Source organism: Pseudoalteromonas gelatinilytica, from assembly GCF_001641615.1.
GTDB lineage: Bacteria > Pseudomonadota > Gammaproteobacteria > Enterobacterales > Alteromonadaceae > Pseudoalteromonas > Pseudoalteromonas gelatinilytica.
This window is the reverse complement of the sequence record NZ_LRRU01000019.1, coordinates 529,584-546,463: the sequence shown is the minus strand read 5'-3', so window position 1 is coordinate 546,463 and position 16,880 is coordinate 529,584. Positions and strand designations below refer to the sequence as shown.

Genomic DNA, 16,880 nt, shown 5'->3' with positions numbered 1-16,880 from the left:
CGCTCTTTAACAACATGGATGTTGGCAGCAAAGCATGAAACCCATGCTTTGCTGCCGCTAATACTAATCATATTAATTATGTATCAAAAGCCTATGACGCTGGGCTTATCGAAGTTATTGACGTATCGATTTTTGATATAGGATTTTAAGGAATAAATAAAATGATTGAGAGCCATTACAGCTTTGCACAAGTAAGCTACGACCGAACCATAAAGCTATATAATAGATTGCAAGTCGATGAAATTGAAATGATACAGAAAAACCCTGGGTATCAAATGCACTTTAGCTTTAATACAAACTTAATCAACACATTCCCCATGGAAGCGATTCAAAACCCTAATAGCTACCATGCTTGGCTCTATGTTATTCGCGCTTCGCAATTAGGACATGGTATTTTCCAAAGCAATGCCCATGACGGCCAACCTTTCCCTTTCTTTTACGATGATGAATATTTAGAAGTAACTGGTAAACGCGACCCTGAACATGCTGAGCACCCCGTGTGGCTACTTGCTTTGTACAGCAGTATTATTGCCCGTAACCATGATGCCATCGCTTACTTAACGGCCATCGACAATGATGTGTTTAAAACAGCTAATTATGGTAATCAACTGAGGCCCTTTGATTATGCACTGTCTGACTTACTCAAAGGGTTATTTAACCCTAGTGTCGACTTAGCCCCTTTAATCGAGCAAGCCTATATCACCTGTAACTCAGATGATTACGTTGATGATGAAGCATACCTCTATGTAAGTCGTTTAGAATGGCCGCTCATTCCTATTATTACCGCCATTTTCACTGAAAACGGCGAGCAAGAATATAATCAAGCCATGGAAAAAGCCTTGCTGGCCCATAAAGAATATTACAGTGACGAAGAGCGTATAGGTAGTAGACGAGGAGGTTTAGCTATCCCCCTTATTGCCCTAGCCATCATCGCTAAAGACGTAAAAGGCTATAAGCTCACAGTTGAAAATGGCTACATTCCAGCATGGTTAATTGATGTAACACCACCAACAGACCCAAATTAATAAACGACAGTAACCGCTCTTTAACAACATGGATGTTGGCAGCAAAGCATGAAACCCATGCTTTGCTGCCGTTAATACTAATCATGTATCAAAAAGCCAATGATGCAGGGCTTATCGAAGTTATTGACGTATCGATTTTTGATATAGGATTTTAAGGAACTAATAAAATGATTGAGAGCCATTACAGTTTTGCACAAGTAAGTTATGACCATATGGTAGAGCGCTATAAAAAGCACGAAGATAAAAATATACCCCGTATTCAAAAAAATCCTAGCTTAGGACTCTATACACAGTTTACCCGTAATATCATTGACTCATTCCCCATGGAAGCGATTCAAAACCCCAATAGCTACCATGCTTGGCTCTATGTTATTCGCGCTTCGCAATTAGGACATGGTATTTTCCAAAGTAATGCCCATGACGGCCAACCTTTCCCTTTCTTTTACGATGATGAATATATAGAAGTGATTGGAAAAAAAGACAACTATGGCACTAAACACAATAACTGGTTACTTGCATTTTATAGCAGCATCATTGCTCGTAATAAGGAAGCTATTAACTACCTGATTACTGTCGACAACGATGTATTTAAACAAGCAAGGCTAAGTGAACAGCGCACCCCATTTGATTATGCATTATCTGATTTACTAAAAGGCTTATTTAACCCTAGTGCTGATTTAGCCAACTTGATTGAGCAAGCATACCTAACTTGTAATCCAGATGATTATGCCGATGATGAAATTTACTTATATGTTAGTCGCTTGGAATGGCCGCTTATCTCGGTGATCACCGCCATATTCACTGATAACGGTGAGCAAGAATATAATCAAGCCATGGAAAAAGCCTTGCTGGCCCATAGAGAGTATTACAACAACGAAGACCACGAAGGTGCAAACGAAGGTGCCATCCCATTAGCTTTAACAGCCTTAGCCATCATCGCTAAAGACGTAAAAGGCTACAAGCTCACTGTTGAAAATGGCTACATTCCAGCATGGCTAATTGATGTAACACCACCAACAGACCCAAATTAATAAACGACAGTAACCGCTCTTTAACAACATGGATGTTGGCAATATAACTAAAACTAATACAGAGAAATTCCGTTAGTTAAACAGTTTATTCAAAGGAGCAGACTATTGTGCAGTTGAAACATTTAATTTTGAGAGAAAGCTGATCAACTTAGAACAGTTTGGTGATGCTATCACAATCACACCTGTTACCACTCCCATTAAAGGAGGCATTTAAATGACTAAAAAACTTTTCCCCTCACTAAAAGAAATAAAAGACCCAGAGAATCCACCAAAAGGGATAAAACATCTAATTACAATTGAAGATTCATTAAATTACCCTGGCCGTTATCACTCCTTTTACAATCAAAACGGATACTTATCAGTTATCCTTCATTGGATTATTTCACCAAAAGGTCAAGCCCCGTTTTTAGCTACTAGGCAATTTGATGCACCACTATCAATTTTACCTTGGTTTGTTAAAAAATTTGAGTTTTTCACCAAAATGCCCAACGCAGGTGGATTACCTCATGGCACAATAAGTACTGATGACCTAGTGGAAGGTGAAGATATCGGTATTACAAGACTAATAGGGAGGCTAAATGAACGAGGCGATCAAGGATATAGCCTATCAAACTATTCACGGAAAGACCATGAGACAACAAATTATCAAATATTGAATATCTCTGATAGCTATTTCTTTCATGGTGGATTTTTTAGCACATGGAAAGAGCTTGCCAATAAATACGAAAACGGCACTTTATAGCAACAACGCTAAGGACAGCACATGACACACAACTCACAAATCCCACAGCAACTAGGTCAATACCTTTATCAACAAATTAACGGTGACTGGTCGAAAGCAATGTTAGTTTTAGATTGCCAGCACAATGAGGTCATTACATGCCAGGCCTTTTATGAAAATGAGGCCGATGAAACTCAGCACCCTATTGCCGTTTCTGACCGCATTATTGATTTATTTAAAACACTGTTTGATTCTGCAATACAAAATCAACCAGAAAATTGGCAACGTGCGATTTTTAATCTCACTCGGCAGGGAAAATTCAGCATAGCTTTTGACAAAGAAAATAATGATAAAAACCAATAAACATTACTTTAAAATCCACAATAAAAATAATAAGTAAAAATCATTAATTAATAACATTAATGAAACTATAATTTGAACCTTATTAGGATACATACTAAAATAGCTCAAAATTTATTATTGATGATAAATATGAAAGTCACGGAAGACGAATAATAGCTGCCCCCTCTATTGTTATTCCTTGATTCTTCATGAGTTTTCAAACTATAAGCGGTTTCGTTTATTGTGAACTATTAAATGGAGTATTTATGAAAAAGTTAAGCGCATTATTTGCCTTATTGGTTTTAGCAGGTTGTTCATCAAGCCATGATGTTGAGCCGCAACCTGAGCCTATTGCAGAAGTAACGCCTGAAGTGGTTGTAGATGAATCGGTTATTTCATTAACGGTGGTCACAACACCTGATGATGCGCGTGTTCGTATTATGAATATTAAACCTGTTTATGAAGATGGTATCGAACTTGATGAAGGTAAGTACGACATTGAAGTAACAAAGCCAGGTTACTTAACTTACCGCAAATGGGTTGTTGTTGATAAGAAAACAATTCTAACGATTGAGCTTGATAGTATTGAATCAATTCAAGCTGCTCAATAAGTGGTTTTCACAAAAAAGGAAAGCTGTTGCTTTCCTTTTTTGATCTTCTTTTAAATTAACTGCAAATAATACAGTGACGACAGTGCACTGCCATTAACAATAATTGTTAACCAAAGTACGGCAATAAAACTGCGTTTTTTTGATTTGTGTCTTAACCATTGCTGCGCAATTAATGAACCTGGCCAGCCGCCGATTAACCCTAAAATATGCAGTGTACGCTCAGGTACTCTTATCACATGCTCGCCATGTTGCATCGCTAAACGTTTATCCCAGCCATATACCAAAAAGCTTATTAAGCTCGCTACGCTGTAAGTGCCTGCAATAAAGTAGGTAATATTAAGTTGCCACGATACCAGCCATAGCAGCGCTAGAAACAACAATGAAAATGTAATTAATGTTTTCTTAATCAAAGAATTATCACCTATACTCTGCAAAACAAATTAATTTTATCGGGACGCTATTATGGCATACCTAAAATCACTTTTACTATCAATCTGCTTATGTTCGCTTTCTGTTATGGCTGCAGATCAACAACTTGATGACAAACTAAAAGTGTTTGAGCCTTATTTAGGCACGTGGCAGTCAGACTTTAATGTCGCAGCAGGTAAGCCTGCCGTGCAAGATGTGAGTAGCTGGCAACGCGCGCTCAATGGCACGGCGATTAAAACCATACACTCTATCAATGAAGGTGAATATGGTGGTGAGTCGATGATTTTTTGGGACAATAAAAAGCAGTCTTTGGTGTTTTATTACTTCACTACGGCAGGTTTTTATACCCAAGGCACTATGAATGTACTTAGCCCTACTCAATTTGTTGCTTATGAAAATGTAACGGGTAATAAAGAAGGGATCACTAAGGTGAAATCGACAAGCGAGTTTAAAAACAACAGCTTTGTAGTGTCGACCTCTTACCTTAAAAAAGGTCAATGGACAAAACCCGATACCCGAACTTACACCCGCAGCGAAAAAACAGTTAAGTTTAAATAAAAGCTTTAAAAAAGGGTAAGGCGTTTATCACCTTACCCTTATATATTAATGTCTAAAGTCTGCCATTAATGCTGGGATCCCTGGCAACATACCCACCATTGCCATCACGCTTGTTAAAATAACAAACATTACTAATGGAATGATCCAGCGGCTCATTGGGGTTAGTTCAGAGCTTCGTTCTTTACAACCAATTAAGCCCAAATTGTCGAGCAACATAGTTAATGACCAGCCAAATGCAGGATTCACTAAAGTCGATGAAAACACCACAATAGCAGCCGATTGCGTAGTTTTACCTTCGCGAGTCATTTCCATACCCGCTTCTAGAAGCGGGATAAACACACCAACTATTAGCGCGACGCATAACACGGGTTGCCAAATAGCTAAATCCATTGGGTAGCCCCAAATACTGGCAATAATACAAAATAATGCCGTTAACACCGCTCCGGCAGGAATTGGGCGTTTAGCGATGGCTGCTGGCACGATGTAGGTTCCCCATGACGAGGTAAAGTTAGAGCCGCCTAACAAAGAACCAAACGTTTGGCGGATTGAAGCACTGAACATGGTATCGTCAATGTTCATTTGTACTTTTTCTGTGCGTTCTGGGTAACTAATTTTTTGGAATACTTGATGCCCTAAAAAGTCAGGTGACCACATGGCAACCGCAAGCACCGCGAATGGCAATACCACAACAAAGCTCTCTAGGGTCGGTAAACCCAGCATCCAACCGGTATTTTCACCCCACCAATACATTGGGTTCATATTTGGTAAACCCGGCGCTGTTTTAAACTCAAACGGTGCACCCAGTAAAAATGCGATTAAACCACCAAGTAAGCAACTTAAAGGCACAGCTAACCAACGTTTTTTGAAGTGCTCAAGTAAGGCATATAACACGATAGTCGACAAGATCACAATGAAAGCGATATGGGTCATATCAATGCCTTCAGCCCATGCAAATAGCTTTTTAACCTGCGAAATCGTGCCAATAAAACCAAGGTAAAGCAGTAAACCGCCACACACGCCTCGGCTGGTTAACCCCGCCAGTAAACTCCCGCCTTTACTAAGCGCCAGTAATAGACCAAACGCCCCTATCAGTAAACCGAAGGCCATTGGGTGACCACCCGCAGCAACCACAATCGGGATCAAAGGAATAAGCGGCCCATGCGTACCCGCTAAGTTTGCTGTTGGTAAAAAGAAGCCTGAAAATAATAAAATGAAGATCGATACAATTAACAGCTCATAGCGCACGTTTTCTAGAATAAAGCCTTCACCTAAGCCCAATGGCGCTGCAAATGTTGCAGCAATTGCACCCACCATGACCACCTTGCCTATGGTCCCTGCCATGGCAGGGATAGAGTCTTCTAATTCAAACCGATAATCACGAAATGGTAAGTTAGGACGCCAGCGCTTAGGCTGCATAATTTGTAATTCGTGTTCAAGGTATTCGTCACGACTCGAAAATTCACTGCTGGGTTTATGAAGAGCTTGATAGCTTTGCTGGTCGGTATGAGTATCCGATCCTTGTTCAGCAGGCGTTATTGACGCTGATTGCTGCCTCGTATTCATGAGTTCTCCTACTGCCTATCTTGAAAAATTGTGTGAGTTTTTATTTTCCAGTTAGGGTAAAGCAGCCAGATACAAAACACGATTAGGCAAAAGGTCGGGTATGAATTTATAAAATAGGTGTTTTTAATAAGTTGAGAGTATCAGAAACAAATTTAATACATTGATATTTATAACTTTACTGATTTTAAACGCTTTTAAAGTGTAAGCTAAAGATTGTTTTTTAAGCACATTAACTATTAGTCTAATAAATTGTATGAATAGCAAACAGTGTTATAAAAACTACTTTTAAATTAACTGAATTTGCCTAATTCCTAACTACTAATATACTAATTTATTAGTAGTTTGATTAATGCTAACTCGCCAGTCGGTGGCTTTCTTACATAAGCGCATAAAGGGATGTATGAACACACAGCTCAAGCCTTGGCAATTTAATATCATTGTTTGCTCTGTTTATCTGCTGTTTGGCTTGTTTACCATGCAAGTGTTAAAAACACTAGCAGTATGGCCTCCAGCAGGAGTCGCATTGGCAGGCTTGATGTTATTTGGTCGTAAAGCCTGGTTGGGCGTTGCATCAGGCACCTGTTTAGTTGTGTTTTGTTATTTTTATCTCAGCGGCTTGAATCCATTCACGTTTAAACACATAGCAATAAATGCCGCGACAACCACAGGTAATACTCTCGCTGCTTTAACAGCATTTTGGCTAATTAACCGAAAACTTAAACAACACACGCTGCTGACGAGCGTTACCAGTTTAGCCAGAGTGTTTATTGTTGCTTGCATAGCGATTGGTGTGATTTCTGCACTTTTCGGTGTGGGCATATACTCACTAGTTGGTATCGAGTGGTTTAATGGCTTGTATGTAGGCATCTTAAATTGGAGTATTAGCAATGCCTTAGCGGCAATTGTGTTCACCCCTGCCCTTTACTTTTTATGGCGAAATTGGCCGCATACAGTCACTTCTAGTGAATTTTCTAAACTTCTGTTGCTTACTCTGACGGTGGTTTTGTTGTGTTATTTTATTTTTGGCCCCGCATACACAACCATGACATTACCATTTTTACAACCTGCATTACTGCTGTTTCCGCTGCTTTATGCCGCTACGCGGTTATCACCAACTGCCACCAGTTGCATGAATATGTTGGTGTTTTTTGCAGCTTGGGTCGGAAGTAATCAAGGCTGGGGGTATTTTTATTATCATCATCCTAAAACAGCAGAAGTGACCATGCAGTTTTTCTTTTTATTTACTCTTTCAGCGATATTACTTATTCAAGCCGTGTTTATTCAGCGCAAGAAAGAGCAACAAAAACTAACCACCATGCTCGAACAAAAAGTAGAAGAGCGAACCTATGAGCTAGAACGTGCTAAGCATGAGGCATTAGCCTTATCTGTAACAGATCATTTAACACAACTTTATAATCGCCGCGGCTTCTTCGAAAAGGTTAATCAGCAGTTTGCAAAATATCATGACGTGCAATGTACCTGCTCTCTGTTACTGCTAGATTTAGACCAATTTAAAGGTATAAACGATAAATTTGGCCACGCTACTGGCGATGAGGTAATACGAACCACTGCACATAAGCTCATCCAACATAGCAGATCATCAGATATTGCGGGTCGCATTGGTGGAGAAGAATTTGTCTTATTTTTACCTATGGCAAATAACCACACGGCATTTGCTATCGCAGAAAGGATCAGAGCCGATATCGAACAGCAAGACATCATCGCCGACAACAAACACGTTAAATTCACCGTGAGTATTGGTGTTAGCACCTTACAAGCAAGCGATCAGCACATAGAATCGATGTTAAAACGCGCCGATAAAGCATTATACCAAGCCAAAAACCAAGGCCGTAATCAAGCGCAGTGTAGTTAGAATAAGATACGAGTTACGAGAGTAAAGATACGAGGGGCGAGATGCGAGGTACGAGAGTAAAGATACGAGGTACGAGAGTAAAGATACGAGGTACGAGAGTAAAGATACGAGGTACGAGAGTAAAGATACGAGGTACGAGAGTAAAGATACGAGGTACGAGAGTAAAGATACGAGATGCGAGGGGCGAGCATGTAGCAGCGATTTTACATCGCGTTTTATTCTCGTATGCCCTTACCTCACCCATGTCGCGGCATAAAGCCGCTGCTACCTGTAGGCGTCACACTTGCTTGGCGCGCGAAACAAGGTATTAGTTACGAGTTGCGAGAGTAAAGATACGAGTTACGAGAGTAAAGATACGAGGTACGAGCATGAGCCTAAGATTCCTTGCACTATACGACTAGAAATTAATTAACGGCTCTGATAAAAATACAATGGATATGGAAGAAAACGAGCTATAAGCCCGTTAAGTTTAATGGAATTACTATCCTTGTGAGGTTCAAATGGAAATTGAAGTAACCAGACCAAAACAATATCATGATAAAATTAGAGATTACACTTTATGGGCCGACTCTAAAAAAATCGGCAAAATCAAACCCAACTCTTTAACCAACTACACAATACCTGATGACACTAAATTTATCTGGTTCTCCATTGATTGGTGCTCTAGCCCTAAACTTTCTGTCAAAGAAATTCAATCAAATAAAGTAACTGTTTCGAACACTATGAGCAGTCACTTACTATCGGGTCTATTTTTACCCATCTATTACGTTACTTTTGGTAAAAATAAATATCTAACAATTACGAGCGATGCATAACCACCCTTAATCGATTTTCAGATCCGATTTCTTCATCGCATAGCGATATTTTTACCCTTAGTCGCGGCATAAAGCCGCTGCTACCTTGTAGGCGTCACACTTGCTTGGCGCGCGAAACAAGGTATTAGGTACGAGTTACGAGAGTAAAGTTACGAGGTACGAGATGCGAGCATGTAGCAGCGATTTTACATCGCGTTTTATTCTCGCACCTAGCTCCTAGCTCCTAGCTCCTAGCTCCTAGCTCCTAGAGCCTAGCGCCTAGCTCCTAGAGCCTAGCTCCTAGAGCCTAGAGCCTAGAGCCTAACAACTAGCACCTTATAACTATTTCGTCTTCAACTTATTCAACTCATCATCTTGTTGTGCAACGAGTGCATTGAGGGTTTGGCTACCGTCTCCGGCTTGGGTAGATAGCTCAGCTAGTTGCGATGCGGCATCTGAAATTAACGTCAGGTTGCGGTTTATCTCTTCTGTGACTGAGCTTTGCTCTTCTGCAGCCGTTGCAATGTGAGTAATTTGCTGCGTGATTTCATCCACTTTGACTACAACTTCGTGTAATGCATCAAATGCAACGGAGGTTTCATCTACCGCGGTTTGTGCACGCACAACACCTTGCTCAATGACCTTAGAAGCGTTGCCTACTTCTAGCTGTAAGCTGTCGATTAGGCCGCTGATGTCATCGGTTGATGAACGTGTTTTTGAAGCGAGAGCCCTTACTTCATCTGCTACTACCGCAAAGCCACGGCCTTGTTCACCGGCCCTTGCCGCTTCAATTGCTGCATTCAGTGCAAGTAAGTTTGTTTGCTCTGCAATTGTTCTGATCACATCTAAAATTTGTGTAATGTCGTTACTACGTGCCGCGACTTTTTCAACCGCTTGATTGGCCTCTTTGATTTCATCCGACATGGTTTTAACTTGGGTAACCGCAGACGACAAGCTCGATTCACTACTCACCACAAGGCTGTTTATTTCATCGGCTTGTTGTGCTGACTGCTCTGAGGCTCTTGCTACTTCGAGTGCTGTCGCGCTCATTTCATTCATGGCGGTTACTACGCTCTCAATTTCTTGGAACTGAGCTTGAACGTTGTGTTTAGTATCAACAGCAACACTAGTCGCTAAGTGAGCCTGCTCTTTGGTTTGCGTTGATACATTTTTAAGCTCACCAATTAAATCGCGCAATTTAGCAAGAAATGCATTAAAGCCTGTTGCCAATGCGATTAGCTCAGCGTGAGTATCAACATGCAAGGTTTGAGTTAAATCACCTTCAGCACTGGCAAGGTTATCAACGCGCTGTTGAATTTGCTGTAGTGGTGCCACAATTGTGCGGATCACTAAGGTCATGATCACAAAGGCGGCACCAGCAATAATAATACCCGTTACCAAGATTAAACCGCCTAGTGTATTGGCATTTTCGCTCATGCTATTAGCCAGTGCATGCGGCCCTTCAAGGGCAAGCTCAGCGGGTACTTCAATCAATAAGTTCCACTGTGTTTTTGCAAGCTTTATGGTAATTGGGTAGTTAACTAAATACTCATCACCGACTTTAAATACACCACTTTGTTTTTTCGCTTTTACGTAATTGTCTAAAGTGCTTTTGGCCACCGCCTCTTTTAACGGTCTGCCTAACTTATCTTTGTAATGGCTACTACCAACCACTAAATCGAGTGAGCTTAATAAGGTGACGCGTGCTTTACCGTTGTACAGCTCTTTTGAGAGTTTTTCGGTCATGCTTTGAAACACTGGCAGGGTTAAATCAACCCCAGCAACACCAATAAATTCGTTATCACGAAGAATGGGCACGGTTAAAGAGGTCATCATTTCAGAGTAACCAGGGGTGATTTCGTATAAGTAGGGCTCCATTATACAAGGCACTTTGGTATCTTTTACACACAAGTACCACTCAGCTTCCCGCTGGCCAAATTCATTGAGCGTATCGACATACTTCTCAGCCGCATCGTCAACCACCTGTTGTTCAATGGCACCATCTCGATTGCGTGTGAAATAAATTTCGAGTGTGCCAACACCTGCTACAGAGTGGTCATAACCACTGATGAAATTTGCATCACGTCCATCAAATGCATTTGCTTCAAATTGCGAATAAATAGATGAAAGAATTGTATTTTTTTTAAGTAACGAGCGATTTACTTCAACCACAGCATCACGTGTTAGGGTCGTTGCAGCATCATGATCGCCTAAGATAGCGGCAAATGAGTAAGGTACTCGGTACGCTTCGTTAATAAACCCAGCTACTTGTTCACCATATGCGGCGGCATTTGAGGCGAGTTTGTCTTCAACTTCAGCAACAATCAACTTTTCTGATTGCGCAGCTAATTGCTGGTTACTGTTTGACAGTTGCCACCATAAAACACTTGATAAAACAAACACAGTAATAAAAATACTGCCTACCGTAAGCCATAATAGCTTTTTCGCTAATGCTAACTGCCGCATCGACATTTCCTGTTTTTATTGTAGGTTTGCTAATAGTTTAGACCATTTGCATGACTTCACAGGGACAATTAGAAAAAAAAGTATGAAGTTTTAGTGTGATTGAGCCTTTTTGTAAAGTTAGCGCAAATTTTGCTGCCATTCGGTGGGTGACACACCAAACCATAGCTTAAAGCGACGACTAAAAATCGACAGCTCCGCATAGCCTAAACGCAGTGCTAAGTCGGTCATATTGATATGCTTTTGTTGTAATAGTCGCATTGCCTCTGACTTTCTAACTTCGTCCAACAATTGCCGATAACTGGTGTTATGCTCAGTTAATATACGTTGCAGCTTTTTGGGGTGTAGCCCAACACTTTTAGCGGTATTTTCTTTATTGCACTCACCGGTTGCTAGCAAGATTTTCATCGCACCTTCTATTTGCAGCATTTCATCGGGGAGTTTATTGAGGCGTTGCAGCTCAAGTTGATCCGCTATTAAGGTGTCTAAAATGGCATCATTGAGCTGGGGTTTAAAGGATAAAAATGCGCTAGAAAAATAAATCGCATCTACGTCACTGTTAAACTCAACTTCACAATTAAGCACTTTATTAAATAATGGCCGCTGTTTCACCGCCACAGATTGCCGTAAACACACTTTATCGGCGCGCCATTTCGGGCCAACTAATTCTTTTAATATTTTATTGACCAAACACACTGCCAACTGAGATTTTTGCTCAAACTCGTGTTTTTCGTCAGAGAGTCGGACAAAACGGACCTCACAACTTGTTTGCCCAAGCAGTGCAAGGTTAAGCACAATGCCTTCGGCATGCAGGTATATGTATTTTTGGGCAACATTAAGGGCATCAAGAATCGTAGGCTGGCGCGACATGTAAGCACCAATTAAGCCCACAGTACTCATACTTTGTGATGCGCCAAGCTTTAAGCCAAAACATGGCTCATCACACGCTTGGGCAGCAAGTTCAAGTAGTTCAAGGTAATGAGCGTAAACAACAAAGCTGTCTGGGTCGCGTAACTGTGCGGGTAAAATACCTGCTTTCTCCAACAAAGTAATTGGATTTACACCATATTGCCTCACTAAATTCTCAAACCCAGCTAAACTAGAAGAGCGAATTAAACTTTCCACACAGTGTGCCTTTTGTCCTAAAGAGTCATTTCAGTGTCCTAAAAAGTCAAATCAACTGCAAGCGATTTATTTATGCTAGAACAAACTCTGATAAACAGAACATACAGATGAACATTGCCACTAAACCAGTAAGCATCGATAGCATTTTAATGGCCGACTTAGTCGCGCAGCGCAGCCATGCCAAAGCAGCAGGTATTGAAAACTACCAGCAAAGACGTGAACACTTACTTGCGTTAAAAGCCATGATTACTGAGAACCAAGCACGTATTATCGAGGCCATTAATCAAGACTATGGGAATCGCTCTCGCCATGAAACCTTACTTGCCGAAATCATTAATGCCTGTGCAGATATCAATAGCACGTTAAAGCACCTTAAAAAGTGGATGAAAGTGCAAAAGCGACATGTTGATCACCGCATGTATTTAGGGGCAAAGAACCGAGTTATTCCCCAGCCGCTTGGTGTTGTAGGGTTAATTGTGCCGTGGAATTTCCCGATAAATTTAGCCTTTAGTCAATTAGCCGCAGCATTTGCAGCAGGTAATAAGGCGATGGTTAAAATGTCTGAAAACTCACGGCATTTAAGCGCGCTTTTAGGCGAGCTAGTGGGCAATTATTTTAAGCCCGAAAAGCTGCAATTTTACTGTGAGACTGGTGAAGTAGGCATCGCCTTTTCAAAGCTTCCCTTTGATCATTTAATGTTCACAGGCTCAGGTGAAACCGGCAAAAAAGTGATGGCTGCAGCGGCGCAAAACCTAACGCCTGTAACCCTTGAGTTAGGAGGTAAATCTCCTGCTGTGATTGCTACTGATTACCCGATGCAAAAAGCTGTCGAGCGCATCATGTATGTAAAGCAAATGAACGCTGGGCAAATTTGTACCAATGTTGATTATGTATTTGTGCATCAGTCTCAACTTGCACTATTTATCGATACAGCAACTCGCTGGGCGAAGAAACATGTGCCAGATATCCATAGCCAAGATTACACAGCCATTATTGATGACCGCGCATTTAAACGCCTTACAAACTGTATTGAAGAAGCCAAACAACTCGGCGCTGACGTTATTTCTCTCAGCGACCAAGTTGCAGATGCCAACACGCGAAAACTGCCACTGACATTAATTTTAAACAGCAATGACAGTATGAGCATTGATACCCGCGAGACTTTTGGACCTATTTTAATGGTAAAAACCTATCAAGACTCGCAGCAAGTCGTTGATTATATTGCAGAGCGAGATAGACCTTTAGCGTTTTACCCGTTTAGCTACAACAAACAGCTTATTAACTTTTATATTGAGCAGGTGATGTCGGGGGGTGTAAGCGTTAACGATGCCCTGTTTCATGTTGGTCAGCACGACTTACCTTTTGGTGGCGTAGGTGCCAGTGGTATGGGGCATTACCATGGCTATGAAGGCTTTTTAACCTTTTCAAAATTACGCCCGGTGTTTTATCAAGCCAAGTTTTCGAGCGTGAAATTTTTAATGCCGCCTTACGGCAGATTTGCCGATAAGCTTTTAGCCTTTTTAAGTAAATTAAATTCATAATAATAAACACCAACAGGTGATAATAATGCAGCAACACACATTTGATTTTGACCAAATTATTATAGGCTCTGGTTTTGGCGGCTCAGTGAGTGCGCTTCGCCTAAGCGAAAAAGGCAACCGAGTTTTAGTACTCGAAAAAGGCCTACGCCGCGACGATAAAGAATTTCCAAAGACCAACCTAGATATCAAAAATTATATGTGGCAGCCTGAAATTGGCCTAAAAGGCTGCATTCAATTTTCGTTTACCAGTAAAGTCACTGTGCTGCATGGTGTGGGTGTGGGTGGAGGCTCACAAATTTATGCCAATGTGCACCTTATTCCTGATGATGAAGTGTTTCAATCTCCAGCGTGGACACGCATAAAATCAGACTGGAAAGAAAGCCTAATGCCCTACTATGGCCTTGCACAGCGCATGTTAGGCAGTGCCAAAAATACCTATACCAATGTTGCCGATCACACACTAAAAGAGATTGCAGAGCAGATGGGTCAAGGTGACTCATTCAAAACCGTGAACACTGGGGTACTTTTTGCAAAACCCGGCGAAGCCTATAACAAAGAGCTACCCGACCCATACTTTAATGGCGATGGTCCAAGGCGAAATACCTGCCATTACTGTGGTAGCTGCATGATTGGTTGTCGCCATAATGCCAAAAACACCTTAATGAAAAACTATCTGTACTTTGCCGAACGCAATGGCGTAGAGATAAGACCCAGCTCTGAAGTAATCAAAATCACCCCGCTCAATGCAGATGGCAGCGCCGGATACAAAATTAAGATTAAAGATACCAGTCATCGCAATAGCCATGTTTATACGCTAACAGCACGTGGCGTTGTGCTAAGCGCAGGGGTCATGGGCACCGTGCCTTTGCTTTTAAAAATGCGCGATAAAGACAAAACATTGCCCAATATTTCAGCTTGGCTAGGTCAGCAAATTCGCACTAATTCAGAAACCCTCACCACCGCGAACAACACTACTAAAAAAGTTGATGATGGTGTTGCGATCAGCTCATTTATTTCGGTCGACAAAGACACCAATATTGAAATTTGCCGGTTTAGAGAAGGCGCCGATGGCACATGGCTATATTTACCTTACGTTCCTATGGTGACTGGAAAAGGCCTCAAGCGTATTGCTAAGTTTTTAGTTAATACACTGCGCCATCCAATAAAAACAGCCAAAGTCTTGCGGCCAAAAGGTAAAGCCCGCAGCTCAATCCTCTTTTTGGTGATGCAAAAATCAGAGGCGTTTATTCACCTTGAATGGCGACGTAAATGGTATCGATTATTTAAAAACGGCATTACTGCGGTGCAAAAAGACAATGACACGCCGCTTAGTGTTAGTTTTCCAAAAGCAGAAGAAGCAACCAAACTCTACGCCGAAAAACTCGGTGGCGTGCCGGGGTCTGCCTTATCTGAAGTGCTCTTTGGTGCCCCGATGACGGCGCATATAATGAGTGGAGTCGCCATGGGGACTGATGCTTCTAACGGCGTAGTTGATAGCTCAGGAGAAGTGTTCGGCTATCAAAACTTGCGTGTTATTGACGGCTCAATCATACCGGGTAATTTAGGGGTAAACCCATCATTAACCATTACCGCATTGTCTGAATACGCGATGAGCCAAGTACCGGTATTCGATGCAGCCCGAGCAAGCAAGATAAAGCCAATACAATTTAGTGACCCACGCGAAGGCCTAGTATCAGCGCTGACTGGTTCAGGTGATTTAGCAAAATCGATTGCTGAAAAACAAAAAAGCCGTGCATAAAGCACGGCCTATTTTGACCAATAGCGATTAGATCACTGATAATTCTACAGCAATGTTACCGCGCGTTGCGTTTGAGTATGGGCATACTTCGTGCGCTTTATTAACCAGTGCAAGAGCGGTGTCTTTATCAAGATCACCTACAGATACCGCAAGCTTAACAGCAATACCAAAACCACCTTCGATAGGTCCAATTGATACTTCAGAGTTAATATGAGTATCAGCTGGTAATTTAATTTTTGCCTGGCCAGCCACTAACTTTAATGCGCCGATAAAACAAGCCGCGTAACCTGCTGCAAATAACTGCTCAGGGTTTGTACCTTGACCATCATCACCACCTAGCCCTTTTGGTGTTGATAGTGCCACATCTAAACGACCATCATCTGATTTTGCTGTACCTTCACGGCCACCTGTTGCTGTTGCTTTTGCTGTGTATGCGATACTTTGTAGTTCTTTCATGATTACTCTCCTAATTGAGTGAAAATATATTTTGCATGCAAAATATATTAGATCAGCTTTTTCGGGATTGCAAATATTTTGTATACAAATTAAAATACTCGTATTGAATTTTGAGGATCGTGCATGAAATACCCACAACTAAAATTAGATAACCAGCTATGCCACCGCTTATATATGGCGTCGAATGGGATTGCCCGTGCGTATCGAGATTCTCTCAACCAATTAGATTTAACCTACCCGCAATACGTAGTGATGATGGCGCTGTGGGAAAAAGATCAGATCAGCATTGCTGAATTACTTGAAAAAACCGCCATTGATGGCGGTGCGATGACGCAAATTTTGAAAAAAATGAGTGATAAAGCATTGTTATCGATCGCCAAAGATAGCCAAGATAAACGCAAACGACTCGTGCAGCTCGAAGCCAAAGGCAAGGCGATGCAAGATCAAGCTGCCGATATACCGTCGCAAATTCGTTGTCGCTTCCCAAGCATTAACGAACAACAAGCACTGCAACTGATTGAGTTACTCGATTTAGTAAATAGTGACCTTGATTAACAAAAAATTTTTGAAAGTGAATTTGGATAATACC

16 protein-coding genes are annotated in these 16,880 nt (G+C 41.4%); 11 read left to right on the top strand and 5 right to left on the bottom strand.

All coding sequences use genetic code 11. From position 1 onward, the window contains the following. Window positions 1–161: 161 nt before the first annotated feature. From NH153_RS12740 to NH153_RS12720, 5 genes are all read left to right on the top strand, one after another. Window positions 162–1,025 (top strand): immunity 49 family protein, encoded by an 864-nt coding sequence (locus NH153_RS12740; RefSeq protein ID WP_063704417.1) that lies wholly within the window; start codon window positions 162–164, stop codon window positions 1,023–1,025. A gap of 167 nt (window positions 1,026–1,192) precedes the next feature. Then, the gene (locus NH153_RS12735) at window positions 1,193–2,056 is read left to right on the top strand and encodes an immunity 49 family protein (protein ID WP_063704415.1); all 864 of its coding nucleotides are present in this window, start codon (window positions 1,193–1,195) and stop codon (window positions 2,054–2,056) included. Window positions 2,057–2,270: 214 nt separating this feature from the next. Then, window positions 2,271–2,798, top strand: coding sequence for a hypothetical protein (locus tag NH153_RS12730; protein ID WP_063704413.1), 528 nt, complete (start codon window positions 2,271–2,273; stop codon window positions 2,796–2,798). Window positions 2,799–2,819: 21 nt separating this feature from the next. Further along, window positions 2,820–3,140, top strand: a complete 321-nt coding sequence (locus NH153_RS12725) for an immunity protein YezG family protein (protein WP_063704410.1) — start codon at window positions 2,820–2,822, stop codon at window positions 3,138–3,140. A gap of 245 nt (window positions 3,141–3,385) precedes the next feature. Continuing rightward, window positions 3,386–3,730, top strand: a complete 345-nt coding sequence (locus tag NH153_RS12720) for a PEGA domain-containing protein (RefSeq protein WP_055197357.1) — start codon at window positions 3,386–3,388, stop codon at window positions 3,728–3,730. Between the two features lie 50 nt (window positions 3,731–3,780). Here the strand turns inward: NH153_RS12720 and NH153_RS12715 are convergent, their stop codons facing one another. Further along, the gene (locus NH153_RS12715; protein WP_063704408.1) at window positions 3,781–4,140 is read right to left on the bottom strand and encodes a DUF1294 domain-containing protein; all 360 of its coding nucleotides are present in this window, start codon (window positions 4,138–4,140) and stop codon (window positions 3,781–3,783) included. 52 nt (window positions 4,141–4,192) lie between these two features. Between NH153_RS12715 and NH153_RS12710 the strand changes: the two genes are divergently transcribed. Beyond that, window positions 4,193–4,717 (top strand): hypothetical protein, encoded by a 525-nt coding sequence (locus NH153_RS12710; RefSeq protein WP_063704405.1) that lies wholly within the window; start codon window positions 4,193–4,195, stop codon window positions 4,715–4,717. A gap of 45 nt (window positions 4,718–4,762) precedes the next feature. Here the strand turns inward: NH153_RS12710 and NH153_RS12705 are convergent, their stop codons facing one another. Further along, window positions 4,763–6,280, bottom strand: coding sequence for a DUF3360 family protein (locus NH153_RS12705; RefSeq protein ID WP_063704403.1), 1,518 nt, complete (start codon window positions 6,278–6,280; stop codon window positions 4,763–4,765). Between the two features lie 400 nt (window positions 6,281–6,680). Here NH153_RS12705 and NH153_RS12700 point away from each other — a divergent pair, with 400 nt between their 5' ends. After that, complete coding sequence (locus NH153_RS12700; protein WP_063704401.1) at window positions 6,681–8,153, top strand: sensor domain-containing diguanylate cyclase; 1,473 nt, start codon at window positions 6,681–6,683, stop codon at window positions 8,151–8,153. Window positions 8,154–8,653: 500 nt separating this feature from the next. Beyond that, the gene (locus NH153_RS12695; RefSeq protein WP_063704399.1) at window positions 8,654–8,968 is read left to right on the top strand and encodes a hypothetical protein; all 315 of its coding nucleotides are present in this window, start codon (window positions 8,654–8,656) and stop codon (window positions 8,966–8,968) included. Between the two features lie 321 nt (window positions 8,969–9,289). Here the strand turns inward: NH153_RS12695 and NH153_RS12690 are convergent, their stop codons facing one another. Together NH153_RS12690 and NH153_RS12685 are read right to left on the bottom strand one after the other, a co-directional pair. Beyond that, a complete protein-coding gene (locus NH153_RS12690; protein WP_063704397.1) occupies window positions 9,290–11,413 on the bottom strand; it encodes a methyl-accepting chemotaxis protein in 2,124 nt (707 codons plus the stop codon). Window positions 11,414–11,530: 117 nt separating this feature from the next. Beyond that, window positions 11,531–12,535 (bottom strand): AraC family transcriptional regulator, encoded by a 1,005-nt coding sequence (locus NH153_RS12685; protein ID WP_063704395.1) that lies wholly within the window; start codon window positions 12,533–12,535, stop codon window positions 11,531–11,533. Window positions 12,536–12,642: 107 nt separating this feature from the next. On the opposite strand from NH153_RS12685, the gene NH153_RS12680 reads away from it, so the two are divergent. Together NH153_RS12680 and NH153_RS12675 are read left to right on the top strand one after the other, a co-directional pair. Beyond that, on the top strand, window positions 12,643–14,076 hold the full coding sequence (locus tag NH153_RS12680) for a coniferyl aldehyde dehydrogenase (protein WP_082874058.1): 1,434 nt from the start codon (window positions 12,643–12,645) through the stop codon (window positions 14,074–14,076). 25 nt (window positions 14,077–14,101) lie between these two features. Next, window positions 14,102–15,835 carry a GMC family oxidoreductase gene (locus NH153_RS12675; RefSeq protein WP_063704393.1) on the top strand — a complete coding sequence of 578 codons (1,734 nt, stop codon included), beginning with the start codon at window positions 14,102–14,104 and terminating at the stop codon, window positions 15,833–15,835. A gap of 27 nt (window positions 15,836–15,862) precedes the next feature. Here the strand turns inward: NH153_RS12675 and NH153_RS12670 are convergent, their stop codons facing one another. Next, window positions 15,863–16,291: an organic hydroperoxide resistance protein gene (locus NH153_RS12670; RefSeq protein WP_063704391.1), complete on the bottom strand. Its 429-nt coding sequence runs from the start codon at window positions 16,289–16,291 to the stop codon at window positions 15,863–15,865. 123 nt (window positions 16,292–16,414) lie between these two features. Here NH153_RS12670 and NH153_RS12665 point away from each other — a divergent pair, with 123 nt between their 5' ends. Further along, entirely contained in the window at window positions 16,415–16,846 is a 432-nt protein-coding gene (locus tag NH153_RS12665) for a MarR family winged helix-turn-helix transcriptional regulator (RefSeq protein WP_063704389.1), read from the top strand. Window positions 16,847–16,880: the final 34 nt, after the last annotated feature.

What these genes read in the sequence shown, in the direction of transcription:
- NH153_RS12675 (WP_063704393.1), top strand. Translation starts at nt 14,102, where the DNA reads ATGCAGCAACACACATTTGATTTTGACCAAATTATTATAGGCTCTGGT.
- NH153_RS12710 (WP_063704405.1), top strand. Translation starts at nt 4,193, where the DNA reads ATGGCATACCTAAAATCACTTTTACTATCAATCTGCTTATGTTCGCTT.
- NH153_RS12740 (WP_063704417.1), top strand. Translation starts at nt 162, where the DNA reads ATGATTGAGAGCCATTACAGCTTTGCACAAGTAAGCTACGACCGAACC.
- NH153_RS12730 (WP_063704413.1), top strand. Translation starts at nt 2,271, where the DNA reads ATGACTAAAAAACTTTTCCCCTCACTAAAAGAAATAAAAGACCCAGAG.
- NH153_RS12735 (WP_063704415.1), top strand. Translation starts at nt 1,193, where the DNA reads ATGATTGAGAGCCATTACAGTTTTGCACAAGTAAGTTATGACCATATG.
- NH153_RS12690 (WP_063704397.1), bottom strand. Translation starts at nt 11,413, where the DNA reads ATGCGGCAGTTAGCATTAGCGAAAAAGCTATTATGGCTTACGGTAGGC.
- NH153_RS12665 (WP_063704389.1), top strand. Translation starts at nt 16,415, where the DNA reads ATGAAATACCCACAACTAAAATTAGATAACCAGCTATGCCACCGCTTA.
- NH153_RS12695 (WP_063704399.1), top strand. Translation starts at nt 8,654, where the DNA reads ATGGAAATTGAAGTAACCAGACCAAAACAATATCATGATAAAATTAGA.
- NH153_RS12725 (WP_063704410.1), top strand. Translation starts at nt 2,820, where the DNA reads ATGACACACAACTCACAAATCCCACAGCAACTAGGTCAATACCTTTAT.
- NH153_RS12680 (WP_082874058.1), top strand. Translation starts at nt 12,643, where the DNA reads ATGAACATTGCCACTAAACCAGTAAGCATCGATAGCATTTTAATGGCC.
- NH153_RS12670 (WP_063704391.1), bottom strand. Translation starts at nt 16,291, where the DNA reads ATGAAAGAACTACAAAGTATCGCATACACAGCAAAAGCAACAGCAACA.
- NH153_RS12705 (WP_063704403.1), bottom strand. Translation starts at nt 6,280, where the DNA reads ATGAATACGAGGCAGCAATCAGCGTCAATAACGCCTGCTGAACAAGGA.
- NH153_RS12720 (WP_055197357.1), top strand. Translation starts at nt 3,386, where the DNA reads ATGAAAAAGTTAAGCGCATTATTTGCCTTATTGGTTTTAGCAGGTTGT.
- NH153_RS12700 (WP_063704401.1), top strand. Translation starts at nt 6,681, where the DNA reads ATGAACACACAGCTCAAGCCTTGGCAATTTAATATCATTGTTTGCTCT.